The organism is Streptococcus sp. V728 (assembly GCF_052077995.1).
GTDB classification, from domain to species: domain Bacteria; phylum Bacillota; class Bacilli; order Lactobacillales; family Streptococcaceae; genus Streptococcus; species Streptococcus infantis_B.
The window spans coordinates 75,757-99,016 of sequence record NZ_JBQJJH010000002.1 but is presented as its reverse complement, the minus strand read 5'-3'; the positions used below and the strand labels follow the sequence as shown (position 1 = coordinate 99,016).

Here is a 23,260-nt window from a genome sequence, read left to right as displayed (position 1 = left end):
TCTTAAGCTAGTTGACTCTTTCTATGATATAATGAAATCAATTATTACTGACAGAAAAAGGAGTTTCCATGCTAAAACTAGGTATAATCGGAACTGGCGCAATCAGCCATCATTTTATCGATGCAGCCCATACTAGTGGAGAATACCAACTAGTTGCAGTCTATTCAAGAAAAATTGAAACTGCAGAAAAGTTTGCTTCTCACTATCAAGATGTAACATTATTTGACCAGTTAGAAGATTTTTTCAAACACCCTTTTGATGTCGTCTATATTGCTAGTCCAAATTCCCTACACTTTAGTCAGGCTAAAATTGCCTTAGTTGCTGGAAAACATGTCATCCTTGAAAAACCAGCTGTGACTCAGCCAAAGGAATGGAAAGATTTATTGCAAACAGCTCAGAAAAATCAACGGTTCATCTTTGAAGCGGCACGAAACTACCACGAAGAGGCTTTCGCTACAATTAAAGACTTTCTTGCAGACAAACATGTTTTAGGAGCAGACTTTAACTACGCTAAATATTCATCTAAGATGCCTGAACTCCTTGCTGGCAATACTCCTAACGTTTTCTCAAACCGTTTTGCTGGCGGAGCTCTCATGGATTTAGGAATTTACCCACTCTATGCTGCTATTCGCTTATTTGGAAATCCAACTCGTGCAACCTATCAAGCTCAGCAACTATACAACAGTATTGATCTAAACGGAGACGGTATCCTCTCCTATCCTGACTATCAAGTTCATATCAAAGCAGGAAAGAATATCACTTCTAATCTTCCTTGCGAGATTTATACGACTGACGGCACCTTGACTCTCAATACAATCGAGCATATCCAATCAGCTATTTTTACAGAACATCAAGGAAAGGAACTTCATCTTCCTATCCAGCAGGCACCTCACACTATGACAGAGGAAACTGTTGCTTTTGCACATATGATTAACCAACCAGACCAGACTCTTTACCAGCAATGGCTTACCGATGCAACAGATGTTCATCAAGTGCTTTATACCATGCGACAAGATACTGGCATTAGATTTGAGGCAGAAAAATGAAAACGAAACTACCAAACGAATGGCAAAAATTGATTGACCAACTAGGTTTCCAAGAATTCACTCCCATTCAAGAACAACTGTTTAATCCTATTTTAGAAGGAGAATCACTCCTTGGAGTCAGTCCAACCGGAACGGGAAAAACCTTAGCTTACCTACTCCCGAGTCTTTTAAAACTCCAAAAGAAAAAAGCGCAGCAACTATTGATTTTAGCTCCTAACACTGAACTGGCTGGCCAAATTTTTGATGTCACCAAAACTTGGGGCGAAGCTATCGGCTTGACTGCTCAGCTATTCCTTTCAGGTTCAAGCCAGAAACGTCAGATTGAACGTCTGAAAAAGGGACCAGAAATCTTGATTGGAACTCCTGGTCGAATCTTTGAACTCATTAAATTGAAAAAAATCAAGATGATGAATGTAGAGACTATTATTCTTGATGAATTTGACCAGTTGCTAGACGATTCTCAGATCCATTTTGTCGAAAAGATTACCCACTATGCTCCTCGTGACCACCAACTCATCTATATGAGTGCGACTACAAAGTTTGACCAAGATAAGATTGCAGCTAACACGAGCACCATTGACCTCTCTGATCAAAAGTTGGACAATATCCAACACTTTTACATGCAAGTAGACCAACGACACAGAGTAGATATGCTTCGGAAACTAGCACATGTCGATGACTTCCGTGGATTGGTCTTCTTTAATAGCTTGTCAGACCTTGGAAGCGCGGAGGAAAAATTACAATATCGCGATGTTTTAGCTGTTTCTCTTGCGAGCGATGTCAACGTTAAATTTAGAAAAGTCATTTTAGAAAAATTCAAAGATAATCAACTGACGCTACTTCTTGCGACAGACCTTCTGGCTCGTGGTATCGACATTGATAGCTTGGAATGTGTTGTCAACTTCGACGTCCCAAGAGATATGGAAACTTACACTCACCGCGCTGGACGTACTGGACGTATGGGTAAAGAGGGTTATGTCATCACACTTGTCACCCATCCAGAAGAACTTAAAAAACTGAAGAAATTTGCAAGTGTACGGGAGATCGTCTTAAAAAATCAAGAACTCTATATCAAATAAGGTTGGCAATTGCCAACCTTTTTCTTATCCCCAAGTAATTTCTAAACGGTAGTCCGCAAATGGAACTCCTTCTTTGTTTTGCAATTTATAGGCTAGTTCAATCTTCTCTTCACCAACTTCATAGTGGCTGGTTTGAATGATAAACTCCTGCATACCCATAGGTGTTGGAATATAGGCTAAACTATCGGAATCCTTCAGAAAACGCATGATAGTCTTGGGATTCGAGAAGCGCGTCATGACGAGCTCTTCCTCCTGAAACTTAATCACAACCTTTTCTTGCTCTTCATTGTAGAAAAGGAGATAAGAAAAATCTCCCTTTTCACGTAGTTCTACATCATAAAGTTGGTCGATTACTTCCAATTGTTCATCGAACTGGATAGTATTTCTCATTCTAATCTTCACAAGTGTTCCTCTTTCTTCTCACTTATCCCTACTATTTTACCAAAAAGCCAAGGAATTTGCTATAATGGTCTTATGAATGAAAAAGTATTTCGTGACCCTGTTCACAACTATATCCACGTCAACAATCAAGTCATTTACGACTTGATCAATACCAAAGAATTTCAACGACTTCGTCGTATCAAACAGTTAGGGACATCTAGCTATACCTTCCATGGGGGAGAGCATAGTCGTTTTTCTCACTGTTTGGGTGTCTATGAAATTGCCCGTCAAATCACTGAAATTTTCGAAGAAAAATACCCGGAAGAATGGGATTCCAATGAATCTCTCTTGACCATGACTGCAGCACTTCTCCACGACCTTGGACATGGTGCCTACTCTCATACTTTCGAAAATCTCTTTGATACTGACCATGAGGCAATTACTCAGGAAATAATCCAAAGCCCTGAGACAGAGATTCACCAGGTTCTTTTGCAGGTTGCTCCTGACTTTCCTAAAAAGGTTGCTAGCGTTATCGACCACACTTATCCAAACAAACAGGTTGTTCAACTGATTTCAAGTCAGATCGATGCGGACCGCATGGACTATCTTCTTCGTGACTCCTACTTCACCGGTGCATTTTATGGTCAGTTTGATTTGACACGGATCCTTCGTGTCATTCGTCCTGTTGAAAATGGTATCGCCTTTCAACGTAATGGAATGCACGCTATCGAGGATTATGTCCTCAGCCGTTACCAGATGTATATGCAGGTATATTTCCACCCAGCCACACGAGCTATGGAGGTTCTTCTGCAAAATCTTTTGAAACGTGCCAAAGAACTCTATCCAGAAAATAAAGAATTCTTCGCTCTTACTTCGCCTCATCTCCTTCCATTTTTTGAGAAGAATGTAAGCTTAGCTGACTATCTTGCCCTAGATGATGGTGTGATGAATACTTACTTCCAACTCTGGATGACAAGTACAGACAAGATATTGGCTGACCTTTCCCAACGTTTCATCAATCGGAAGGTCTTTAAATCTATTACTTTTTCTCAGGAAGACCAGAATCAACTTGAAATCATGCGAGGTTTAGTAGAAGAAATTGGTTTTGACCCCAACTACTACACTGCTATTCATAAGAATTTCGACCTTCCTTACGATATATATCGACCAGAATCTGAAAATCCTAGAACGCAAATTGAGATTGTTCAGAAAAATGGTCAGTTAGCTGAACTTTCTAGTCTTTCACCTATCGTCCAATCTCTTGCAGGAAGTCGTCATGGTGACAACCGTTTCTACTTCCCTAAAGAAATGCTCAATCCAAACAATATTTTTGCTTCTACCATTCAACAATTTTCACATTTGATTGAAAATGATCATTTCGATCCAGACAAGAAATAACAGAGGAAATTTATGAGTATTAAACTAATCGCTGTCGATATCGATGGTACCCTAGTCAATAGCAAGAAAGAAATTACCCCAGAAGTCTTTGCAGCTATCCAAGATGCCAAGCACGCTGGTGTTAGGGTTGTGATTGCAACAGGTCGTCCTATTGCTGGTGTTGCTAAACTCCTTGACGACTTACAGTTGAGAGATGAAGGCGACTATGTTGTAACCTTCAACGGTGCTCTTGTTCAGGAAACTGCTACAGGACATGAGATTATCAGTGAATCCTTGTCCTACGAAGACTATCTAGATATGGAATTTCTCAGTCGTAAACTAGGAGTCCATATGCATGCCATTACCAAGGACGGGATTTACACTGCCAATCGCAATATTGGTAAATATACCGTACATGAATCTACCCTTATCAGCATGCCAATCTTCTACCGTACACCTGAAGAAATGGCTGATAAGGAAATCGTCAAGTGTATGTTTATCGATGAACCAGAAATTCTAGATGCCGCGATTGAAAAGATTCCCGCAGAATTTTATGAACGCTACTCTATTAATAAATCAGCTCCATTCTACCTCGAACTTCTCAAAAAAGAAGTAGATAAAGGCTCAGCTATTATTCATCTGGCTGAAAAACTCGGATTAACAAATGATGAGACTATGGCTATCGGAGATGAAGAAAATGACCGTGCCATGCTCGAAGTCGTTGGAAATCCAGTTGTTATGGAAAATGGAAATCCAGAACTCAAAAAAATCGCCAAATACATCACTAAAACAAATGATGAATCAGGCGTTGCCCATGCGATTCGTACTTGGGTCTTGTAAATTTATTAGAATATAAAAAAGCACCTCAGAAGTTAGAGATACAACTCTAACTCCTGGGGTGTTTTAAATTACGGATTACTCTTCCTCATCAAACATAAGTGCGTCTAATTCTTCTCTTTCAGTCGCAATCTCTTCATAGGTGGTAATAATATTATTTAATATTTTTAAGGTGATAACACCAGTCGAATCTTTCATAGTAATCATGGTTCCAATGCCACTCAAGTCATGAATAAGGACTCTTAATTTTTTTAATTCGTCCAAATCTAGAATATCCACTTCCATAACTGCATCATGATTTTTTATTCTTGATTGAATTAAGGAAAGAGGCAAGGATGAAAAGTTTCTTAACAACTTATAGGTCGCTGACTTATCCCCTATAGAATCAATATAAATGCCTAACATAGTCCATACTCCTTTACTCACTCTGTATGTTCTACCTTCAATCTCATATCATTGCTATAAGATTTTATAGTCAGCACTAAAATAGTAACTCCTACTGTAAATCTTTGATAAATGCCACAACTTGATGATTCTCAATCTTCACATAATAGCCACCGCTATTATTGACAAGTTTATCCCATTCATATTTATCAATCTTTACAGCATAAAGGCCGTTTGGTAAGGGTTGATTGTTAAAGAATTCTTTTATTTGCGATTCAAGGTCTTCAAGATAGGCATTATATAACTGATCTTTCTTGTCTTCTGGAGTGTAGTATCGAAATTGAAATTCTGGTATAAAAATATTTTTTTGGAAAAGATATTGAGCATCCATGGGATACATCCCTTGTAATGCTTGTCCATTTTTTTTATTTTCCTCTAAGATTTCATCATAAAGGTGGATATTACCAGATTTACTATTAAATTGAAAATCAATCCCTTCGTACTTCAAAGCAGTCATTTTAGGATCTGTTATTGAAGTATCCAATTTTTTTAAAAATTCGCTGGTGCCTGGACTAATCTCAATCCCTAAATAAGCTAATTCTGGAAAAGCATAATAAATTTTTTTGTTTTGTTTATAATCTACTTCCACGTCAGTCTTTCTATATGTTTCTTTTTCAGAAGGACGAGTATAGTATTCAAAACGAGTCATAGCCTGATAGGTTTTACCATCTATATTTTCAGTGTATGTTCCATGAATAACAAATCCACCAACGCTTGTATAATTTTTTTCATATTTTTCTAACTCAAACTGACCTGTAAGACCATAGTTCTCATAAGAGCGATGCACTGCTTGCTCAAGTTCATTCCGACTTGCATGCGCAAATAGCCCCCACATATCCATCATAGCAATAATAGGACTCAGTACTATGAACATTGCAAATAGTATAACTATGGATAAGCAGCCAATTAATAAGCCTTTTTTCATCTCTTTCTCCTAAACATGTTATGTCTATTATAACATAAAAAAGAGAGCGATTTCGCTCTCTTTATCAATCCGGCAATTCTACTTTCAAACTCATATCCGCCGGTTGTAACACTTTCTGAACCGCTGCGAGGAAAGCTAGACCGTTGTCTGATGGAGAATACTGGAATGTGATATGGATGACTTTTTTATCAAACTTATCACCATATCGCTCCACATACTGCTTGCTTTCGAGGAAGTAGATATAGTTATTGAGTTTTTCTTGCAAAATTTCCAAATGAAGCGCTTCTATCTCTTCCTCCCAACCAATTGGATCCACAAGAAGAAGCTCTAAATGATTATCAACTATACCAATAGCGTCAAGTTCGCTAGGTTCCAGTTCTGAAACAATGGCTTTGGTGACAATTTGTCCAAATTCCTCTGCTGTGAAAAGACTACGACTATTTTCAGGATTTTTCAAAATAAAGGAAGGATGATCTTCGATGAAGAGCTTATCGGATTCATCTTGTGTATACTGTTTTTTTGATTTCCAAAAACCATATTGCGCATAAGTCATTAATTCTTTGCCAGTATGCTCTCCCGACATGTAACTATCTGCAGCTTCTTTGGGAATTTCTCTAACCACTTCTGGGCAGGTAATATTAAAAGTTGGATAACGCAAGAAATACTTATCACCATCTTGACAAATTTCCAACATATCTTTTTGACTTACATAAATTGATTCCATTCTTATCTCCTTTGTCTTTTACCAAACATCTACTAATGTTACCTTATCTTTATAATCTTTTTTTAGTATCATGAACCTTTTTTTGAATTTCCCCTACAGACTTCTTGGCCGTGCGAAGACGTTCCAACTGCGCATCTATAGTCGTAATCCATGATTGCGCAGATGAGATGCTGGACTAGTGTTGATTCACTTGTCTTTGAAGAGAATTCTATTTAAAGCAAGAGTTTACCAACAAAACATTAGTAAACTCTTGTTTCATTCATTCTGTCATAAAATGGGGAGTTATTCTGTTTATTGCCCAATAATAAGAACTATTTTGATTGTTTATATAAGTGTTCCAGTAATTGCCGACATTTTTCGTCAATCAATTCTCTATTAGCCAGCTGTGGAATCCATTTTTCTGGGATGCCTTCCAGTTGATAGTGGGCACCAGCTAAAGTACCTGTAATTGCACCGATGGTATCGGTATCCCCTCCAAGATTAACAGCTTTTAGAACAGCATCTTCAAAACTCTCTGTTGTACCCAAACACCAGAGACAAGCCTTCAAGGTATCAACAACATAGCCTGTAGAAGCAATATCTTCCCTAGATTTTTGATAAAATTCTCTATCAAATATTTCACTAAAATGTTCTTGATACTCTTCCCAGTATTCTGGCTTTTTCTTGAAGTAATCTTCAAAATAAGGTTTTGATTGACAAAGTAATTTTTCTAAACGAATGTTAAGAAGAAAACCGATTAAAAGCTGGACATAAAGAATAGATGCCACGATAGACCTTGGATGAGCATGGGTCAGCTTAGTATATTGCTCAATTACCTTTGATCGATAAATGAAATCAAAATTTTCATATAAGAGTAAAGCTAAGGGAGATATCCTCATCAGGGCTCCATTGCCATTATCTCTCTCACTAGTCCCTCCACATTTCTCTGGAGAGACTCCTGCCAAATACCGTTCAATCGCCTGATTAGTCGCAACACCAATATCAAAGCAATATCCAAAAGGTGTGAGGTAGCCCTGACGATAAGCTATAAATTTATCCATTAATCCATTCAAATCAGAATCCTCACACAGGTGTTCAATAAGTGCTAAGGATAAAGAAGTATCATCTGACCAGGTGCCAGCTGGTTGATTATAGGTTCCATAACCCACCATATCTGAAATATGATAGGTATCTCTATCTCTGAACTCTACAGGGACTCCCAGTGCATCACCTATAGCTAGACCAAAGATAACCGAATTTATCTTTTGTTTAAGATTATATCTTCTATACTGATTTGAATCATCTTCCCATTTATCTCTTAATCTCATAGCCTTCTCCTACTCCATTGTTTGCTCAGCCATCATGTAATCCACTTCCTCGACAAGTTTATCTATCTCATTCTGTGTGATACGAAAGAAAATAAATGTTTAGAAGGACGAAAACCATTTTTTCTTATTATTAATTCCTTATAATCTTCAGGTAGTAGAACTTTCCACGCAACTTCTCTTTCCTGTAATAGCGCGTCAGTTGGCAAAGGGATAGATAGATGACTGATTGATCTTGTTGGGGCATATCTTTTTCTCCTACAGTTGCTTGCCTTTTACTTCCTCAAACCATTTTTCAAACTCTAGTCGTGGAAGCAATTCCTCATCCTTATCATAACGCCCTTCATAGCTATAGCGACTATCAAGACTGTTTTTCTGTGCATCATAAATCAACCACATTTCAGTTGGGTGTTCACGATTGTACTCTTGGCACACATCAATCATTTTCTGTATATCTTCAAGACCAAACCGTTGTACTGCTACCATCATATTTTTTGAAGTATCTACTTTTTTATTTAAAATTTCATTCACCGCATACATTTTTGTCACAGTTCCATTAATTTTATAAAAAACATCAAAAGAAAGTAATGCTTCTTCAGAGATGCAATAAATGTATACTTTTTCTGCTTGATTTTGGACATATTCCATTGCTAATGAAATCATACTAGCCTGAACTTCCATAAATTTATTTTCAAATTGTGTCATTTGTAACTCCTACAGTTGCTTGTCTTTTACTTCTTCAAACCATTTCTCAAACTCTAAACGTGGAAGCAATTCCTCATCCTTGTCGTAACGCCCTTCATAGCTATAGCGACTATCAAGGCTGTTTTTCTTGACATCATAAATCAACCACATCTCAGTTGGGTGTTCGCGATTGTATTCTTGGCACAGCTTAACCATTCTTTCTATATCTTGTGCCCCAATCCTTAATAGACTAAACTGAATTTCATCTGAACTATCTATTTCATTAGTCAGGTAACTCGCAATCTCATCTCTATCCAGATAATGATTATTAGTTTTAAAAAATACATCAAATCTATAAAAACCATCCGCAACGCAATAAATAAAAATTTTATCTACTTGATTTTGGACATATTCCATTGCTAGCGAAATCATATCAATCTGGATTTCCATAAATTTATCTTCAAATTGGGGCATGTTATTCTCCTACCGTTGCTTGCTTTTTACTTCCTCAAACCATTTTTCAAACTCTAGGCGTGGAAGCAATTCTTCATCCTTGTCATAACGCCCTTCATAACTATAGCGACTATCAAGACTGTTTTTCTTGGCATCATAAATCAACCACATCTCAGTTGGATGTTCGCGATTGTATTCTTGGCAAATATCAATCATTGATTTTACATCCTTGACACCCTCTTTCAACAATAGAGATTGTAAACGAGTATCAACATGAGAGTCTTTAGGTAAATAATCATTTACTAAGTGTTTGTGTACAATATTTCCTTTAATCTTATAAAATAGATTAAAACTATACAAACTGTCCGCTATCGCATAGATATATACTTTTTCTGCTTGATTTTGGACATATTCCAGCGCTAACGAAATCATGCTAACCTGAACTTCCATAAATTTATCTTCAAATTTTATCATGTTACTCTCCTACTCTAACTCAGATAAATTCGATCTGTATTGTTTGCTCAGACATCATGGAATCCACTTCCTCGACAAGTTCATCTATCTCGTTCTGTGTGATACGAATGTGGTTGTATGGTGGCTCCCAATTCTGTATACTTGACCTATATACAGTAAAACTTCCATCGGTCAACAATTCTCCCTTTGCTTTTAAAACATAACCATTTTCATAGTCAAATGTGATGATAGACCTTGTACCAGAAATTTTCATTTTTCTTCCTTTTCTTATATCCCTTTTAGACTAAACTTGTAGAGCATCCATAGTATTTTTAATTTGGTATTTTAGCATGATTGAACTACCTTAAAAATCAATGTTAGCGTTTTCCATTATTATACCATACAAGCGCTTGATATGAGTGGTTTGCTAGCGAAAACTAACAAAAAAACACTGAATTTCAGTGTTCCTTTTGTTTCTTTATGTTTCTTTACGCTTCTTTAACGCCCCCTGCAGGAATCGAACCTGCAACTACTCCTTAGGAGGGAGTTGTTATATCCATTGAACTAAGGGAGCTAGAGAAAAACCCTGCCGTATGAGCAGAGTTTTTGTTCATCGAATTAACGACGGATTTCTTTGATACGAGCTGCTTTACCTTGAAGAGCACGCAAGTAGTACAATTTCGCACGACGTACTTTACCGTAACGAACAACTTCGATCTTTTCAACACGTGGAGTGTGGATTGGGAAGATACGTTCAACACCTACACCGTTAGAGATTTTACGAACTGTGTAGTTTTCTGAGATGCCAGCACCTTTACGTGCAATAACAACACCTTCAAAAATCTGGATACGTTCACGGTTTCCTTCGACAACTTTCGCGTGTACACGAACAGTGTCACCAGGACGGAATGAAGGGATATCTGTACGAAGTTGACCTTCAGTCAAGCTTTGGATTAATGGATTCATTTTATTCTCCTATCTTTGTCAATCTTGAGGAAACTTCCTCAGCGGATAAACTGTATTTTTGTGCGTCCATTACACACAAGATACAGTTTACCAAATTTCCTAGAAAATGTAAAGAAATTTAAAGCAAAATTCCCAAAAAAATCGCCAAAAAACCAAGCAAGTAGGTTAATAATAAATAGCTATAAAATGCCTTCTTGTCACTAAGTAGTCTTTGGAGTTCATCATTCAAGGTTGAAAACGTGGTCAAACCGCCACAAAAACCTGTAGCAAGGATAAGATAGACTTCTTTTGATTCCACATGATTGTAGAATAAACCAATCAGAAAACAGCCCAAAATATTGGCTATGAGAGTTCCTAGAGGCAGTACTGAACCTTGACTATAACGTGAAAAGAAATAACGCATAAGAGCACCTAGTCCACAAGCAAGTGCTAGATAAAATACTACCATTTCTTCCTCCCTAGACAATAAGCAAATAGAAGTCCTCCACCGATACTCAAAAGTAAATAGATGACTAAGCTAAGATATCGCCCTGTGTCCAGCAATTTCACTGCATCTAATAGGAGACTAGAAAATGTCGTTAAGCCACCACAAAATCCCGTACCAAGTGCTAGAATGACTCCTTTACTAGTTCCTTTAGAAACCAGATATCCTTTCACAAGATAGACTAGGCAGAAAATCCCTAGATAATTGACAATCAATGTCCCCCACGGGAAGTCTGGACTCGCTGGTAAGTATTTTGTAATCTGAAAACGAACTAGTCCTCCTAGCATACCAGCAAGAAAGATTCCTAATGGATAGAATTGTTCTTTTTTCATTTGATTGTTTTATCCTGATAATCACGCGAACGTTTGAGAATATCTGAAAAAGTCTCAACAATTGTTTCTTCGTATTTTTTATTGCTGACGCGATTTCTGACTTTTTCAAAGATAGCTTCTTCTCTTTTGGTATCCAAGATTGGTTTTCCTGTAGACTTTTTATAAGTAACTACACCCTCAACTAGATGCATTCTTTCTTCTAAAAGTTGAACGATTTGGTCATCAATTTGGTCAATTTCTTGTCTTATAATATCTAAATCCATTGAGTCTCCTTCTTTATTAGAATCATTGTGTACAAAGCTACTAAATAGGCAAGTTATTCTCAGGCATATCTAACAAAAAACTGCACTGACATCTATCATCAGTGCAACTTCATACTTATCCCACTTTGGCAGCCAATTCTTCTGCAAATTGCTCCAAGCGTTCGATATCTTCATCTTCTGCTGAAAGGTCTACTTTAACACACTCTGAACCTTTTTCAGCTCCTGTTGCTACAAATACACGATCAAAGTCGTCAACAGCCTTACAGAATTCGTCATAGAAAGTATCGCCTGAACCAACTACACCATAGATTTTACCACTTAAGTTAAGATCTGCTAGGTCTTCGTAGAAGTCCATCATTTCGTCTGGTAATTCTCCATCACCATAAGTATAGGTTGCCACAATGGCGATGTCTGCTTCTAAAAAGTCAGAAGCATCAACTGTTGTACACTCATCAACATCGACATCTAAACCACATTCTCTTAATTTATCTGCTACAATATCTGCGATTTCTTCAGTATTACCGGTCATACTGGCAAATACAATTTTTGCTAATGCCATAAGGTCCTCCTCAATTAATCTTTCTCCATTATATCACAGATTTTTCATTTTAAAAATAAAAACTCTTGTGCTACAATGATATGAGAAAGAATTGAGGTTATTTATGGAAATTTACCATCAAATTTTAGAACAAATTAAAAAATACGATACAATTATTATTCACCGTCACATGAGAGCAGATCCCGATGCCTTGGGAAGTCAAGTTGGTCTTAAAGAACTGCTCCAGTATAATTTTCCTGATAAAAAGATTAAAGTTGTTGGCTATGATTTGCCTACCCTAACATGGTTAGCCAAAATGGATGAGGTAGAGGATCAAGAATTTGAAGGAGCACTTGCTATTATTTGTGATACAGCCAATACTGCTCGAATCGATGATAAACGTTATCTTAATGCTGAGACAATTATCAAGATTGACCACCATCCAAACGATGAAGAATATGGAGATCTGGTTTGGGTAGATACGACTTCTAGTAGTGCCAGTGAGATGGTAGCTATCTTTGCAGAGGAAACCAACCTTAAATTCTCTGACAAGGCCGCTTACCTCTTGTCTGCTGGAATCATTGGTGATACTGGTCGCTTCCTCTATCCTTCAACTTCTGCTCGTACGCTTCGTATAGCGAGTCAACTGAGGGAGTATGATTTTGATTATGCTAAACTTACACGTCATATGGATACAATCAGCTATAAAATCGCCAGACTTCAAGGTTATATCTATGATCACTTAGAGGTTGATGAAAATGGAGCTGCTCGTGTCATTCTTACTCAAGAAATCTTGAAGAAATACGACGTTACTGATGCTGAAACAGCTGCTATCGTTGGGGCTCCAGGTCGTATCGATACTGTTAGCCTTTGGGGAATCTTTGTGGAACAAGCAGACGGTCACTATCGTGTACGTCTACGTAGTAAATTTGTCCCTATCAATGGTGTCGCAAAAGAACATGATGGCGGTGGGCACCCTCTTGCTAGCGGAGCAAATTCTTATAGTTTAGAAGAGAATGAGCTCATCTACCAAAAATTGAAAAACTTACTGAAAAATAGATAAAAAGTCTTGCCAAACTTCTGATAATCTGATAGACTAGTATGGTAACAATCTATGGCTCGCAAAGAGACCATGGCAGAAAGGAAATATTGCAAAATGAAAAAAGATATCCATCCAGAATATCGCCCAGTTGTCTTCATGGACACAACTACTGGTTACAAATTCCTTAGCGGTTCAACAAAACGCTCTAGCGAAACAGTTGAGTTCGAAGGCGAAACTTACCCATTGATCCGTGTGGAAATTTCATCAGACTCACACCCATTCTACACTGGACGTCAAAAGTTCACTCAAGCAGATGGACGCGTGGATCGTTTCAACAAAAAATACGGTCTCAAATAATCAACCGCATCACTTGCATAAGGTTGAACAAAAACAACTTCAAATCGAAGTTGTTTTTTTTATTGCTTTCATGAGTGTCATCGATGATGATTTCAAATGTAGTTCGACTAGAAATACTAGTTTATCTTCTCCTGCTACTTTCATGCCCCCTATACACAAAAAAGCCTATCATACAAGCTCAAATGCTTGATATGACAGGCTTTTTATAGAATCATTATTTAACTGCTTCTTTAAGAGCTTTACCAGCTTTGAATGCTGGAACTTTAGAAGCTTTGATTTTGATTTCTTTACCAGTTTGTGGGTTGCGACCTTTACGAGCTGCACGTTTACGAACTTCAAAGTTACCAAAACCGATCAATTGAACTTTTTCACCAGCTGAAAGGAATTCAGTTACTGCTGCGAAAACAGCGTCAACTGCTGCTGCTGAATCTTTCTTAGTCAATTCTGTAGCTTCTGCTACTTTAGCGATCAAATCTTGTTTGTTTGCCATGTTAATGAATCCTCCAAAATTATTTCTAATTAACACTTATAATCATAACCTAAAATTCCTTTTAGGTCAAGTCAAAAACACCTTTTCTTTAATTTTTCTCAATTTTTTTAGGAATTATAATGAATTAAGATAGCCCAGGCGTTTTCTCCGGTATGAGTTTGGATAATAGAACCAGTTTCTAGGACTGAAATTGGCTTTTCAACGTATGGTTGAAGCACCGCTTTCATCTCATTTGCCCATTCGTTAGTACCAGCATATGAAATGCCAATCTCGGCAACTGAACGATGTGACAAAGTCTCTACTAGTTCATCCAACCATTTTTTAAAAGTTTTTGCACCACGTCCCTTCACAATAGGTTGAAGTTCGTTATTTTTCATTTGCATCACTACACGAATATTAAGTAGTGAGCTCAACAAACCTGTTACACGACCAATACGTCCACCTTTAACAAGGTTTTCTAAAGTAGAAACGCCGATATAAAGTTCTGTGTGATTTTTAACGTCTTCTACATGTGCTAAGATAGTTTCTAGGTCTTTACCTTCTTTAGCTAATCTAGCAGCTTCTACAACTTGAAACTTCAATGCTTGGTCTGTATAAGAGCTATCTAAAACAGTGACATCAGCCGATGAAAGGCTTGCTCCTTGGCGAGCTGCTTCTACCGTACCTGATAGAGCATGAGACATGTGAATAGCTAAGACCTGACTACCATCTTTGCCTAAGTCATCAAAAATTTCTGCAAAGAGCCCCACAGGTGGTTGGCTAGTCTTAGGAAGATTTTTACTTGCTTGCATCAAACGAAGGAATTCACCTTCTTCAAGATCTGCATCTGAATAGAGGACACTATCAATCATTACAGATAAAGGAACAATCGTAATATCTAATTCTTTGACCACTTCTGGTTCAATGGTAACAGAAGAATCCGTTACAATTTTTACTTTTGTCATAATTCAAATCTTTCTATTTTCAAATTTTGTGATTATTCAATTTAACTATAACAATTATATCAAAAAAAAACTAAAAATTCATACTGTATCTATCTATTTTAGTGCGATTCTTGATTTATTTTTTTATGTGTATATAAAAAATAACTGCCTCCACAAAGGCAATTATTTTAATTATCTTAGATGAGGTGATTATACAATTCCTGCATCTGAATATCATCTGGAACTAGGTCAAGATAAGCCTGAATGTAATCTGTTGCTTCTTCTAACTTCCCTAGTTGTCTTAATAAATAAATGTATTGTTCCAAGAACTCCGGATTATCCTTCAATTCTGTAGCGAGTTCTTTATAAAGCTCGTAAGCTGGATCCAATTCCTCAATCTCTTGGTAGCTACGGGCAATCATCCATTTCGTTAAGAGGTTTTCAGGTTCATACGCTTCTAAGGCTAAAATATCTTCATATCTCTCTTGCTCTTGGTAGATGGTAGCTAAGCGCAATAAAATTTCTTCCTGGTCATCAGCATTCTCTTGTGCTTTCAAAAGATAAGCTTCGGCTTGTTCTAGTTGATGCAATTCATAAGATAACTGTGATGCAAGGAGCAACAAACGTGTTTCAAAAGGATTTTTTGCCAACCCCTGTTGAGCAATCCTAAGAGCTTCTTCTGTTTGATGTTCCTTATGGAGTGCCTGGCTATAGCCATACTCATATCCTTCGAAATCTGGAGAAATCGTATCTAACTGCTTAAAGTATAAGGCTGCTTTTTGATAATCTTCTTGGTCAAAATAGAGACTTGCCAGTTCATAGGCCGTTTGCTCGTCATATTCTAGTTCCAAGGCTTTTTCAAGAAATTCAATAGCAGATTCGAATTTTCCAAGTCGTGCATATGCAAGGCCTATTCTCTGATAGGTTGAAATTCCAGTTTGATCATAGATAATGCGGTTATCTAGTTTGGCATAGCCCTGAATAGCTTCTAAATCGTTTCCTAGCTCACTATCTAGCTCTGCTAGTCCAAATATCAAGAGAGGATCATCAGAGTAGTTACGAGCTTCTAAAAGCTTCTCACGCGCAACATCTGTCAATCCTTCCATCTGATATAAATCAGCCTTTAAGGCTAGAGCTGATACATACCATTCGCTTTCTGGACCAATGTTCTCTAAATAATCAAAAGCTTCCTCAATCAGTCCATCCTCACCAGCTATTGCAGCTAGATTGATGTAGACTTCTGGAAATTTCGGTGCTAGTTTCTCATAGATTTGTGCTGCCTGTGGATAGAAACCAATCCCTTCGAGATATGTAGCAAGTTCAAGAAGCACTTCATCTGAGTCTTCTTCTAAAGCTTTTTGAAAGAAAGAATCTGCGCTTGTTAAATCCTGTTGTTCTAGGGCTTCAAGCATTTGTTGACTATTGTTCACGATCTGTCTCCTCTACCGGTTCATAAAGTCCACTAACTTCTTTGTACCAATCAAAAATCTCTGAGATGACTACTTTAGCTGAAGCATAAATTGGAATTCCTAGCAATACTCCCCAGATACCAAACATAGAACCCGAAGTCAAAAGGACAAAAAGAATGGTAATTGGGTGAATATTTAATTGGCTTCCTAAAATCAGTGGTGAAACGAAACGACCTTCAATGGTTTGCTCTACAATAAAGACAATAATAACTTTTAAGAGCATGACTGGACCTGCAATGAGCCCCAATACAAGGGCTGGGAGCATTGCAAGGAAGCTTCCAAGATAGGGCACAAGGTTCAATACACCTGCAGTAACACCTAGCGCTACTGCATAACGAAGGCCAATAATCTTGAAGAAGATAATAAACATGATAGCTACGATTACAGCGACCGTAATTTGTCCTCTAACGTAGTTAGCAAGTTGTTGGTTCACATCTGATAGAACCTTACCTACTGGTTCTCTTAATTTATTTGGTAAAAATTGAGTGATATAATCTCTCAACCCTTTTCCATCTCTAAGAAGATAGAAAAGCATAAATGGCATAATAATCAAAGCGACGATTACTTGGGAAGTTCCACTAATAATAGCACTCACCCAGTTAACAGCTTTGGAAGAGATATTACTTGCCCATGCAGTTGCCTGAGTTGAAAATTGCGCTAAAACCTGTTCCAGTTGAGGTCTAAAGTCATCTGGCAAACGCTTGGTTACAAGATCATCAATCACTCTGTCAGCATCTTCTATATAACTTGGTACATTTTGTGCAAAAATAATCACCTGACGTTGAAGGTTTGGGATCGCAACCGCTAAACCGATAATTAAAAGAAAAGCGATTATCACAAAGATAATACTAATGGCTAAGACACGGTTTATCTTGTACTTCTCCATCAAATCTACCAGTGGATTCAATAGATAAAATAGTAGCCCTGATAAGATAACAGGCAACATAACTACAGATAAAAAGTCAATGACTGGTATAAATAAAAAGCTGATTTTACTAAGAATAAAAATATTCAGACCTAACAGTAAAGTCACCAAAAAGACCGTTACGGCCTTATTATCTAAAAACCATTTAAAAAACCAAGATAAGGTAAAGTGTTTCTCTTTTTGTTCCATGATATCTTCCTTTCCTATGTCCTAACATTATACCATTTTTTTAGGAAAAATAAGGTGTTTTTATGGTGTTTTCATCAAAGAGATATTTGTGATTTCCACTACCAGTAAAGTCGCCATTTCTACCTTAGAATTTTCATCTAGTGCCCCTTTTTATGTTATAATGGAAGTATATTTTTTTAGAGGTATGAATATGAAAGAAACAGTATATTTTGGAACTTATACTCGCCGTGTATCCCAAGGGATTTACAAAGCGGAATTCGATACCGAGACAGGTCAGCTAGCAAATTTAGAACTCTTTGCAGCAGAACCAAATCCAACTTATTTAGCATTTGATCAATACCAACATTTATACACTGTTGGAAGTCATGACGGCAAAGGTGGAGTTGCAGCATACAAAATTGATGGTAGCCTCCTTAATCATGTCGTTGAAGAAGGTGCTCCTCACTGCTATGTGGCTGTTGACGAGAAACGTGGCTTAGTATATGGTGCTAACTATCACAAGGGACAAGTTTTGGTCTATAAACGTAAAGAAGATGGTAGTCTAGAATTGGCTGATACAGTTCAACATAGCGGTCATGGTCCTCATGAAAATCAAGCTTCTCCACATGTACACTTTACAGATTTAACACCAGATCAGTATTTAGTCACTTGCGACCTAGGTACTGATGAAGTAACTACCTATGATGTCAATTCAGAAGGAAAGATAAGTCCATTAGCTACCTACAACTGTACTCCTGGTGCGGGTGCGCGTCACCTGGTTTTCCACCACCACTACAAGATTGCTTATCTTATCTGCGAACTGAACAGTACAATTGAAGTATTGATTTACGATGGAGTCGGAGCATTTGAAAAAATGCAGGTCATTTCAACCTTACCAGATGACTATAAAGGGTTTAACGGCACTGCTGCTATTCGTCTCTCTAAAGATGGCAAATACCTCTATGCTTCGAACCGCGGACATGATTCTATCGCAGTATATAGTATTTTAGCGGATGGAAGTTTAGAGTTATTAGAGATTGTTCCAACTCATGGACATAACCCACGTGATTTTGATTTATCACCTGACCAGGAGTTCCTCATCGCTGTTCACCAGGATTCAGATAATGCTACAGTCTTTAAACGCAATCCTGAAACTGGTAGACTGGCTGAACTTTCTAATGAATTCCAGGTACCTGAAGCAGTCTGCATAAGTTTCACCAAATAAGAAATAAGAAAAAATGAACTTGATTTAACAAGTTCATTTTTATTTTATAATTTATTTCCGACATTAATACGGTTAATAGCACGTTGCAATGCAATTTTAGCACGGCGCTCTTGGTCGATTAAGTGTTTGTCTTGTGCTTCTTCGATTTCACGTTCTGCACGAAGTTTAGCACGTTCTGCACGACTAACATCAATATCGCGCGCACGTTCAGCTGAGTCAGCAATAATGGTAATGACATTATTAGCAATCTCAATAATTCCTCCGTTTACTGCAATCCAGTTCACATGAGTATCATCATCGATGCGTTTAACCTTTACTTCATCAACTGCTAGAACCGCAATCATATTTTCATGTCGTGGCAAGATCCCCATCTCACCATCCAGAGTTCGTACCGATACAAAGCTGGCATGGTGATCATAGACGAGGCCATCTGGTGTCACGATCTGGACAGTTAAATGTGCCATAGATCACCTCTTAAAATCCCATTTTTTCAGCCTTAGCAATAACATCTTCGATTGAACCTACTCCACGGAAGGCATCTTCTGGAAGGTGATCGTGTTTACCGTCAAGAATTTCCTTGAAGCCACGAACTGTTTCAGCTACTGGAACATAAGATCCTGGTTGACCAGTAAATTGTTCCGCAACGTTGAAGTTTTGTGACAAGAAGAACTGAATACGGCGTGCACGAGCAACCAAAGTCTTTTCTTCATCAGAAAGTTCATCCATACCAAGAATGGCGATGATATCTTGCAACTCATGGTAACGTTGAAGCACACGTTTCACTTCAGCAGCAACTGCATAGTGCTCTTCTCCAACAATTTCAGGTGCCAAGGCACGTGAACTTGAAGCAAGTGGGTCAACGGCTGGGTAAATCCCCAATTGTACCAATTTACGTTCCAAGTTTGTTGTTGAGTCCAAGTGAGCAAAAGCTGTTGCTGGCGCTGGGTCAGTATAGTCATCCGCAGGCACGTAGATGGCCTGGATAGAGGTTACAGAACCCTTCTTAGTTGACGTGATACGTTCTTGCAATTGACCCATTTCTGTTGCGAGTGTTGGTTGGTAACCAACGGCTGATGGCATACGACCCAAAAGGGCAGATACTTCTGAACCAGCTTGTGTGAAACGGAAGATATTGTCAATGAAGAGAAGAACGTCTTGGCCTTCAACATCACGGAAGTATTCAGCGATTGTCAAACCAGTAAGAGCAACACGCATACGTGCTCCTGGTGGCTCATTCATCTGACCAAATACCATGGCTGTTTTTTCGATAACGCCTGATTCTTTCATTTCCCAGTAGAGGTCGTTCCCTTCACGAGTACGTTCCCCAACACCAGTAAATACTGAGATACCACCGTGTTCCTGGGCAATGTTATGAATCAATTCTTGGATCAAGACAGTCTTACCAACTCCGGCCCCACCGAAGAGTCCGACTTTACCACCTTTAAGATAAGGGGCAAGAAGGTCGATAACCTTAATCCCTGTTTCGAGGATTTCTGAAGAGGTAGACAACTCATCAAAAGTAGGTGCTTTTTTATGAATTGGCTGACGTTCTGCGTCTTCTCCAAAAGGAGCTTCCAAGTCAATGGTATCTCCCAAAACATTGAAGACACGTCCCAAGGTTTCTTTACCTACTGGTACAGAGATTGGACGACCAGTGTCCAATACTTCCATTCCACGAGTTAAACCATCTGTTGATTCCATAGCGATGGTACGAATCATACCATCTCCCAACTCTAAGGCTACTTCAAGGACGATTTTTGTTTTCTTTTCGTCATTTTTGTAGACGACAAGTGCATTGTTAATCTCAGGAAGTTTTTCCCCTGCTGCAAACAAAACGTCTACAACGGGTCCGATAACCTGAGCAATTTTACCTGAACTCATCTCCTTCTCCTATTCTATATAAGATACTGTCGGTTCCTAGTATTGCTAGGTCCTAAGTTCATTCATTTGAGCAGGATGGCTTTATTCTAAAGCGCTAGCTCCTGCCACGATTTCTGTGATTTCTTGTGTAATCGCCGCCTGTCTGGCACGGTTATACTGAATGGTCAAATCATTAATCACTTTTTTAGCATTATCAGTCGCTGTTTGCATGGCTGTCATCCCTGCAGCATTTTCAGCTGTCTTGGCATCAATAATAGCACCATAAATCATACTTTCAGCAAATTGTGGTAGTAATTGATCCAAGATTTCTTCACGACTTGTTTCAAGGTCAAAGGTCAAGCTATAGTTCTCATCCGCTTCATTTGGATCCAAGTCCACAATTGGAAGCATCTGTTCTACACGCATTTGACTTGTCAGTGTATTAACGTGGTGGTTGTAACAAACATAGAGCTCATCAAAAAGTTCGTTTTGATACATTTCAATCGTTTTTGTAATAATCTTACGAACTTCATCAAAGCTTGGTTGGCTTGCAAGTCCACGCAATTCATAGATTGGTTGAATACCGCGTGATTTGAAGAAATCGGCTCCCATACCACCAATACAGATAACCTCAAAGTCATCACCTGAAGGATGGTATTCTTGCTGAAGTTTCATGACTGCTTTTAAGATTGAAGAATTATATCCTCCAACAAGACCACGGTCAGATGTAATGACGATATAGCCTGTTTTTTTGACAGGACGACTGATCAACATAGGGTTAGTTGATCCGCCTGCACCATCTCCGTGGAGGATATCTGTAACTAGTTTACGCACTTTTTGTGCATACACTTGGAAGTTACGAGATGCTTCTTCAGAACGACCTAACTTAGCTGCAGAAACCATCTGCATAGCGTTAGTAATTTGACTAGTATTTTTCGTTGAGGCGATTTTTGTTTTAATATCATTTAGAGATACTGCCATCTGACACCTCTATTCTTATTGGAAGCTTGATTGATTGAGAAACTCAGTAATCGCAGCATCCAAGACTGCTTCATCTGGCAAGTCTTTTGTTTCACGAATGGTTTCCAAAATCTCAGGATGTTGAGCATCAAAGAACATATGGAACTCTTCTTCGAAACGAACGATATCGTCTACAGGAATTGTATCCAAGAAACCATGGGTCAAAGCATAGAGAATAGTAACTTGTTTCTCAACAGGTAATGGTTTGTGAACGGGCTGTTTCAATACTTCTACAGTACGACGACCACGGTTCAATTTAGCCTGAGTAGCTGCATCCAAGTCCGAACCAAATTTAGTGAAAGCTTCTAACTCACGGTATGAAGCAAGGTCGATACGAAGAGTACCAGCAACTTTCTTCATGGCCTTAATCTGTGCAGAACCACCAACACGAGATACGGAAGAACCCGCATCAATAGCTGGACGGATACCTGCATTAAAGAGACTATCACTTAGGAAGATTTGTCCATCCGTAATAGAGATTACGTTTGTAGCGATATAGGCTGAGATATCTCCGGCTTGTGTCTCGATAAATGGAAGAGCTGTGATAGATCCTCCACCCAATTCATCCGAAACTTTAGCTGAACGTTCAAGTAGACGGCTATGAAGGTAGAAGACATCCCCTGGGAAGGCTTCACGACCTGGTGGACGACGGAGCAAGAGAGAAAGTTCACGATAAGCTACCGCTTGTTTAGATAAGTCATCATAAACAATCAATACGTGCTTACCTTGGTACATAAATTCTTCGGCCATAGCAACCCCTGCATAAGGTGCGAGGAAAAGCAATGGTGACGGTTGTGAAGCTGATGCTGTCACGACAATTGTATAATCCAAGGCTCCGTACTGACGAAGTGTTTCTACTTGCGTACGAACTGTTGATTCTTTTTGACCAATCGCTACATAGATACAGATCATATCTTGACCTTTTTGGTTCAAGATTGCATCGATAGCGATGGTTGTTTTCCCTGTTTGACGGTCACCGATAATCAACTCACGTTGACCACGACCAATTGGAACAAGGGCATCAATAGCTTTCAAACCAGTTTGCAATGGTTGTGATACTGATTTACGTTGCATAACCCCAGGAGCTGGTGCTTCAACTGGACGAGTTTTGTTTGTGTTGATTGGACCAAGTCCATCTACTGGACGACCAAGTGGATCTACGACACGTCCAATCAAGCTATCACCAACTGGAACTTCCATGATTTTTCCTGTACGACGAATAGTGTCGCCTTCGCGAATATCTGTAAAGTCTCCAAGGATGATAATACCAACATCTGTTGATTCTAAGTTTTGCGCCATACCATAAGAGCCATTTTCAAAAATCAACAGCTCACCACTCATGGCATTTTCAAGTCCATGAGCACGCGCAATCCCGTCACCAATATAGGTGACAACACCTGTTTCAGTCACATCAAAATTGGGTTTGAAATTTTCAATTTGTTGCTTAATTAAAGCGCTGATTTCTTGTGCGTTAATTGCCAAAAGAACACC

General features: G+C 38.4%; 29 protein-coding genes and 1 tRNA gene. 7 read left to right on the top strand and 23 right to left on the bottom strand.

The window, feature by feature from the left end; all coding sequences use genetic code 11:
• Positions 1 to 68 precede the first annotated feature (68 nt).
• Both ACTO1Y_RS01795 and ACTO1Y_RS01790 read left to right on the top strand, forming a co-directional pair.
• Positions 69 to 1,046 (top strand): Gfo/Idh/MocA family protein, encoded by a 978-nt coding sequence (locus ACTO1Y_RS01795; RefSeq protein ID WP_441348128.1) that lies wholly within the window; start codon positions 69 to 71, stop codon positions 1,044 to 1,046.
• Positions 1,043 to 2,125: a DEAD/DEAH box helicase gene (locus tag ACTO1Y_RS01790; protein WP_441348127.1), complete on the top strand. Its 1,083-nt coding sequence runs from the start codon at positions 1,043 to 1,045 to the stop codon at positions 2,123 to 2,125. Before ACTO1Y_RS01795 ends, ACTO1Y_RS01790 begins: the two co-directional genes overlap by 4 nt.
• A 24-nt stretch (positions 2,126 to 2,149) precedes the next feature.
• Here the strand turns inward: ACTO1Y_RS01790 and ACTO1Y_RS01785 are convergent, their stop codons facing one another.
• Positions 2,150 to 2,527 (bottom strand): DUF1934 domain-containing protein, encoded by a 378-nt coding sequence (locus ACTO1Y_RS01785; RefSeq protein ID WP_178894922.1) that lies wholly within the window; start codon positions 2,525 to 2,527, stop codon positions 2,150 to 2,152.
• 72 nt (positions 2,528 to 2,599) lie between these two features.
• On the opposite strand from ACTO1Y_RS01785, the gene ACTO1Y_RS01780 reads away from it, so the two are divergent.
• Both ACTO1Y_RS01780 and yidA read left to right on the top strand, forming a co-directional pair.
• Positions 2,600 to 3,904, top strand: a complete 1,305-nt coding sequence (locus tag ACTO1Y_RS01780) for an HD domain-containing protein (protein WP_441348126.1) — start codon at positions 2,600 to 2,602, stop codon at positions 3,902 to 3,904.
• A gap of 12 nt (positions 3,905 to 3,916) precedes the next feature.
• Positions 3,917 to 4,723, top strand: coding sequence for a sugar-phosphatase (yidA, locus tag ACTO1Y_RS01775; protein WP_441348125.1), 807 nt, complete (start codon positions 3,917 to 3,919; stop codon positions 4,721 to 4,723).
• 75 nt (positions 4,724 to 4,798) lie between these two features.
• On the opposite strand, the gene ACTO1Y_RS01770 is transcribed toward yidA, so the two are convergent.
• From ACTO1Y_RS01770 to ACTO1Y_RS01705, 14 genes are all read right to left on the bottom strand, one after another.
• A complete protein-coding gene (locus tag ACTO1Y_RS01770) occupies positions 4,799 to 5,125 on the bottom strand; it encodes a 50S ribosomal protein L7/L12 (RefSeq protein WP_441348124.1) in 327 nt (108 codons plus the stop codon).
• A 91-nt stretch (positions 5,126 to 5,216) separates the two neighbouring features.
• Entirely contained in the window at positions 5,217 to 6,089 is an 873-nt protein-coding gene (locus tag ACTO1Y_RS01765; RefSeq protein ID WP_441348123.1) for a hypothetical protein, read from the bottom strand.
• 64 nt (positions 6,090 to 6,153) lie between these two features.
• Positions 6,154 to 6,813, bottom strand: a complete 660-nt coding sequence (locus ACTO1Y_RS01760) for a DUF6572 domain-containing protein (protein WP_441348122.1) — start codon at positions 6,811 to 6,813, stop codon at positions 6,154 to 6,156.
• Between the two features lie 311 nt (positions 6,814 to 7,124).
• Complete coding sequence (locus ACTO1Y_RS01755; protein WP_441348121.1) at positions 7,125 to 8,120, bottom strand: ADP-ribosylglycohydrolase family protein; 996 nt, start codon at positions 8,118 to 8,120, stop codon at positions 7,125 to 7,127.
• 255 nt (positions 8,121 to 8,375) lie between these two features.
• Positions 8,376 to 8,822 (bottom strand): hypothetical protein, encoded by a 447-nt coding sequence (locus ACTO1Y_RS01750; protein ID WP_441348120.1) that lies wholly within the window; start codon positions 8,820 to 8,822, stop codon positions 8,376 to 8,378.
• Positions 8,823 to 8,831: 9 nt separating this feature from the next.
• Entirely contained in the window at positions 8,832 to 9,275 is a 444-nt protein-coding gene (locus ACTO1Y_RS01745; protein WP_441348119.1) for a hypothetical protein, read from the bottom strand.
• Between the two features lie 9 nt (positions 9,276 to 9,284).
• Positions 9,285 to 9,728 (bottom strand): hypothetical protein, encoded by a 444-nt coding sequence (locus ACTO1Y_RS01740; protein WP_441348118.1) that lies wholly within the window; start codon positions 9,726 to 9,728, stop codon positions 9,285 to 9,287.
• Positions 9,729 to 9,747: 19 nt separating this feature from the next.
• Complete coding sequence (locus tag ACTO1Y_RS01735; RefSeq protein ID WP_441348117.1) at positions 9,748 to 9,981, bottom strand: Imm74 family immunity protein; 234 nt, start codon at positions 9,979 to 9,981, stop codon at positions 9,748 to 9,750.
• Between the two features lie 228 nt (positions 9,982 to 10,209).
• Positions 10,210 to 10,281, bottom strand: a tRNA-Arg gene (locus ACTO1Y_RS01730).
• A gap of 44 nt (positions 10,282 to 10,325) precedes the next feature.
• Entirely contained in the window at positions 10,326 to 10,673 is a 348-nt protein-coding gene (gene rplS / locus ACTO1Y_RS01725; RefSeq protein WP_001068669.1) for a 50S ribosomal protein L19, read from the bottom strand.
• Between the two features lie 118 nt (positions 10,674 to 10,791).
• Positions 10,792 to 11,121: a fluoride efflux transporter CrcB gene (crcB, locus tag ACTO1Y_RS01720; protein ID WP_373113253.1), complete on the bottom strand. Its 330-nt coding sequence runs from the start codon at positions 11,119 to 11,121 to the stop codon at positions 10,792 to 10,794.
• The gene (crcB, locus tag ACTO1Y_RS01715) at positions 11,115 to 11,489 is read right to left on the bottom strand and encodes a fluoride efflux transporter CrcB (protein WP_441348116.1); all 375 of its coding nucleotides are present in this window, start codon (positions 11,487 to 11,489) and stop codon (positions 11,115 to 11,117) included. The genes crcB (ACTO1Y_RS01720) and crcB (ACTO1Y_RS01715) overlap by 7 nt, the downstream gene beginning before the upstream one ends.
• Positions 11,486 to 11,752: a chorismate mutase gene (locus ACTO1Y_RS01710; protein WP_441348115.1), complete on the bottom strand. Its 267-nt coding sequence runs from the start codon at positions 11,750 to 11,752 to the stop codon at positions 11,486 to 11,488. The genes crcB (ACTO1Y_RS01715) and ACTO1Y_RS01710 overlap by 4 nt, the downstream gene beginning before the upstream one ends.
• 115 nt (positions 11,753 to 11,867) lie before the next feature.
• Entirely contained in the window at positions 11,868 to 12,311 is a 444-nt protein-coding gene (locus ACTO1Y_RS01705) for a flavodoxin (protein WP_016465724.1), read from the bottom strand.
• Between the two features lie 103 nt (positions 12,312 to 12,414).
• On the opposite strand from ACTO1Y_RS01705, the gene ACTO1Y_RS01700 reads away from it, so the two are divergent.
• Together ACTO1Y_RS01700 and ACTO1Y_RS01695 are read left to right on the top strand one after the other, a co-directional pair.
• Positions 12,415 to 13,353 carry a DHH family phosphoesterase gene (locus ACTO1Y_RS01700; RefSeq protein WP_441348114.1) on the top strand — a complete coding sequence of 313 codons (939 nt, stop codon included), beginning with the start codon at positions 12,415 to 12,417 and terminating at the stop codon, positions 13,351 to 13,353.
• A 93-nt stretch (positions 13,354 to 13,446) separates the two neighbouring features.
• Positions 13,447 to 13,689, top strand: a complete 243-nt coding sequence (locus ACTO1Y_RS01695; protein ID WP_004253349.1) for a type B 50S ribosomal protein L31 — start codon at positions 13,447 to 13,449, stop codon at positions 13,687 to 13,689.
• Positions 13,690 to 13,903: 214 nt separating this feature from the next.
• Here the strand turns inward: ACTO1Y_RS01695 and ACTO1Y_RS01690 are convergent, their stop codons facing one another.
• The 4 genes from ACTO1Y_RS01690 to ACTO1Y_RS01675 all read right to left on the bottom strand — a co-directional run bounded on the left by ACTO1Y_RS01690 (position 13,904) and on the right by ACTO1Y_RS01675 (position 17,685).
• Positions 13,904 to 14,179 (bottom strand): HU family DNA-binding protein, encoded by a 276-nt coding sequence (locus tag ACTO1Y_RS01690; protein WP_004253345.1) that lies wholly within the window; start codon positions 14,177 to 14,179, stop codon positions 13,904 to 13,906.
• 107 nt (positions 14,180 to 14,286) lie between these two features.
• Complete coding sequence (locus ACTO1Y_RS01685; protein ID WP_441348113.1) at positions 14,287 to 15,123, bottom strand: DegV family protein; 837 nt, start codon at positions 15,121 to 15,123, stop codon at positions 14,287 to 14,289.
• Positions 15,124 to 15,299: 176 nt separating this feature from the next.
• The gene (locus tag ACTO1Y_RS01680) at positions 15,300 to 16,532 is read right to left on the bottom strand and encodes a tetratricopeptide repeat protein (RefSeq protein WP_441348112.1); all 1,233 of its coding nucleotides are present in this window, start codon (positions 16,530 to 16,532) and stop codon (positions 15,300 to 15,302) included.
• Positions 16,522 to 17,685 (bottom strand): AI-2E family transporter, encoded by a 1,164-nt coding sequence (locus ACTO1Y_RS01675; protein WP_373113246.1) that lies wholly within the window; start codon positions 17,683 to 17,685, stop codon positions 16,522 to 16,524. The genes ACTO1Y_RS01680 and ACTO1Y_RS01675 overlap by 11 nt, the downstream gene beginning before the upstream one ends.
• 190 nt (positions 17,686 to 17,875) lie before the next feature.
• On the opposite strand from ACTO1Y_RS01675, the gene ACTO1Y_RS01670 reads away from it, so the two are divergent.
• Positions 17,876 to 18,889 carry a lactonase family protein gene (locus ACTO1Y_RS01670; RefSeq protein ID WP_441348111.1) on the top strand — a complete coding sequence of 338 codons (1,014 nt, stop codon included), beginning with the start codon at positions 17,876 to 17,878 and terminating at the stop codon, positions 18,887 to 18,889.
• A 44-nt stretch (positions 18,890 to 18,933) separates the two neighbouring features.
• On the opposite strand, the gene ACTO1Y_RS01665 is transcribed toward ACTO1Y_RS01670, so the two are convergent.
• The 4 genes from ACTO1Y_RS01665 to atpA all read right to left on the bottom strand — a co-directional run bounded on the left by ACTO1Y_RS01665 (position 18,934) and on the right by atpA (position 23,251).
• A complete protein-coding gene (locus ACTO1Y_RS01665) occupies positions 18,934 to 19,353 on the bottom strand; it encodes a F0F1 ATP synthase subunit epsilon (RefSeq protein WP_006148659.1) in 420 nt (139 codons plus the stop codon).
• 10 nt (positions 19,354 to 19,363) lie between these two features.
• On the bottom strand, positions 19,364 to 20,770 hold the full coding sequence (atpD, locus tag ACTO1Y_RS01660; protein WP_000094353.1) for a F0F1 ATP synthase subunit beta: 1,407 nt from the start codon (positions 20,768 to 20,770) through the stop codon (positions 19,364 to 19,366).
• A gap of 81 nt (positions 20,771 to 20,851) precedes the next feature.
• Positions 20,852 to 21,730, bottom strand: coding sequence for a F0F1 ATP synthase subunit gamma (locus ACTO1Y_RS01655; protein ID WP_006150930.1), 879 nt, complete (start codon positions 21,728 to 21,730; stop codon positions 20,852 to 20,854).
• Between the two features lie 15 nt (positions 21,731 to 21,745).
• On the bottom strand, positions 21,746 to 23,251 hold the full coding sequence (atpA, locus tag ACTO1Y_RS01650; protein ID WP_303942928.1) for a F0F1 ATP synthase subunit alpha: 1,506 nt from the start codon (positions 23,249 to 23,251) through the stop codon (positions 21,746 to 21,748).
• Positions 23,252 to 23,260 lie beyond the last annotated feature (9 nt).

Excerpts from the sequence above, each read along its gene's own strand:
- ACTO1Y_RS01750 (WP_441348120.1), bottom strand. The coding sequence starts at position 8,822 with ATGACACAATTTGAAAATAAATTTATGGAAGTTCAGGCTAGTATGATT.
- ACTO1Y_RS01765 (WP_441348123.1), bottom strand. The coding sequence starts at position 6,089 with ATGAAAAAAGGCTTATTAATTGGCTGCTTATCCATAGTTATACTATTT.
- ACTO1Y_RS01740 (WP_441348118.1), bottom strand. The coding sequence starts at position 9,728 with ATGATAAAATTTGAAGATAAATTTATGGAAGTTCAGGTTAGCATGATT.
- atpD (WP_000094353.1), bottom strand. The coding sequence starts at position 20,770 with ATGAGTTCAGGTAAAATTGCTCAGGTTATCGGACCCGTTGTAGACGTT.
- ACTO1Y_RS01795 (WP_441348128.1), top strand. The coding sequence starts at position 69 with ATGCTAAAACTAGGTATAATCGGAACTGGCGCAATCAGCCATCATTTT.
- ACTO1Y_RS01790 (WP_441348127.1), top strand. The coding sequence starts at position 1,043 with ATGAAAACGAAACTACCAAACGAATGGCAAAAATTGATTGACCAACTA.
- yidA (WP_441348125.1), top strand. The coding sequence starts at position 3,917 with ATGAGTATTAAACTAATCGCTGTCGATATCGATGGTACCCTAGTCAAT.
- ACTO1Y_RS01705 (WP_016465724.1), bottom strand. The coding sequence starts at position 12,311 with ATGGCATTAGCAAAAATTGTATTTGCCAGTATGACCGGTAATACTGAA.
- ACTO1Y_RS01665 (WP_006148659.1), bottom strand. The coding sequence starts at position 19,353 with ATGGCACATTTAACTGTCCAGATCGTGACACCAGATGGCCTCGTCTAT.
- ACTO1Y_RS01755 (WP_441348121.1), bottom strand. The coding sequence starts at position 8,120 with ATGAGATTAAGAGATAAATGGGAAGATGATTCAAATCAGTATAGAAGA.
- ACTO1Y_RS01655 (WP_006150930.1), bottom strand. The coding sequence starts at position 21,730 with ATGGCAGTATCTCTAAATGATATTAAAACAAAAATCGCCTCAACGAAA.
- crcB (WP_373113253.1), bottom strand. The coding sequence starts at position 11,121 with ATGGTAGTATTTTATCTAGCACTTGCTTGTGGACTAGGTGCTCTTATG.
- ACTO1Y_RS01685 (WP_441348113.1), bottom strand. The coding sequence starts at position 15,123 with ATGACAAAAGTAAAAATTGTAACGGATTCTTCTGTTACCATTGAACCA.
- ACTO1Y_RS01735 (WP_441348117.1), bottom strand. The coding sequence starts at position 9,981 with ATGAAAATTTCTGGTACAAGGTCTATCATCACATTTGACTATGAAAAT.
- rplS (WP_001068669.1), bottom strand. The coding sequence starts at position 10,673 with ATGAATCCATTAATCCAAAGCTTGACTGAAGGTCAACTTCGTACAGAT.
- ACTO1Y_RS01675 (WP_373113246.1), bottom strand. The coding sequence starts at position 17,685 with ATGGAACAAAAAGAGAAACACTTTACCTTATCTTGGTTTTTTAAATGG.
- ACTO1Y_RS01745 (WP_441348119.1), bottom strand. The coding sequence starts at position 9,275 with ATGCCCCAATTTGAAGATAAATTTATGGAAATCCAGATTGATATGATT.
- ACTO1Y_RS01710 (WP_441348115.1), bottom strand. The coding sequence starts at position 11,752 with ATGGATTTAGATATTATAAGACAAGAAATTGACCAAATTGATGACCAA.
- ACTO1Y_RS01700 (WP_441348114.1), top strand. The coding sequence starts at position 12,415 with ATGGAAATTTACCATCAAATTTTAGAACAAATTAAAAAATACGATACA.
- ACTO1Y_RS01760 (WP_441348122.1), bottom strand. The coding sequence starts at position 6,813 with ATGGAATCAATTTATGTAAGTCAAAAAGATATGTTGGAAATTTGTCAA.
- ACTO1Y_RS01695 (WP_004253349.1), top strand. The coding sequence starts at position 13,447 with ATGAAAAAAGATATCCATCCAGAATATCGCCCAGTTGTCTTCATGGAC.
- crcB (WP_441348116.1), bottom strand. The coding sequence starts at position 11,489 with ATGAAAAAAGAACAATTCTATCCATTAGGAATCTTTCTTGCTGGTATG.
- ACTO1Y_RS01690 (WP_004253345.1), bottom strand. The coding sequence starts at position 14,179 with ATGGCAAACAAACAAGATTTGATCGCTAAAGTAGCAGAAGCTACAGAA.
- ACTO1Y_RS01670 (WP_441348111.1), top strand. The coding sequence starts at position 17,876 with ATGAAAGAAACAGTATATTTTGGAACTTATACTCGCCGTGTATCCCAA.
- ACTO1Y_RS01770 (WP_441348124.1), bottom strand. The coding sequence starts at position 5,125 with ATGTTAGGCATTTATATTGATTCTATAGGGGATAAGTCAGCGACCTAT.
- ACTO1Y_RS01780 (WP_441348126.1), top strand. The coding sequence starts at position 2,600 with ATGAATGAAAAAGTATTTCGTGACCCTGTTCACAACTATATCCACGTC.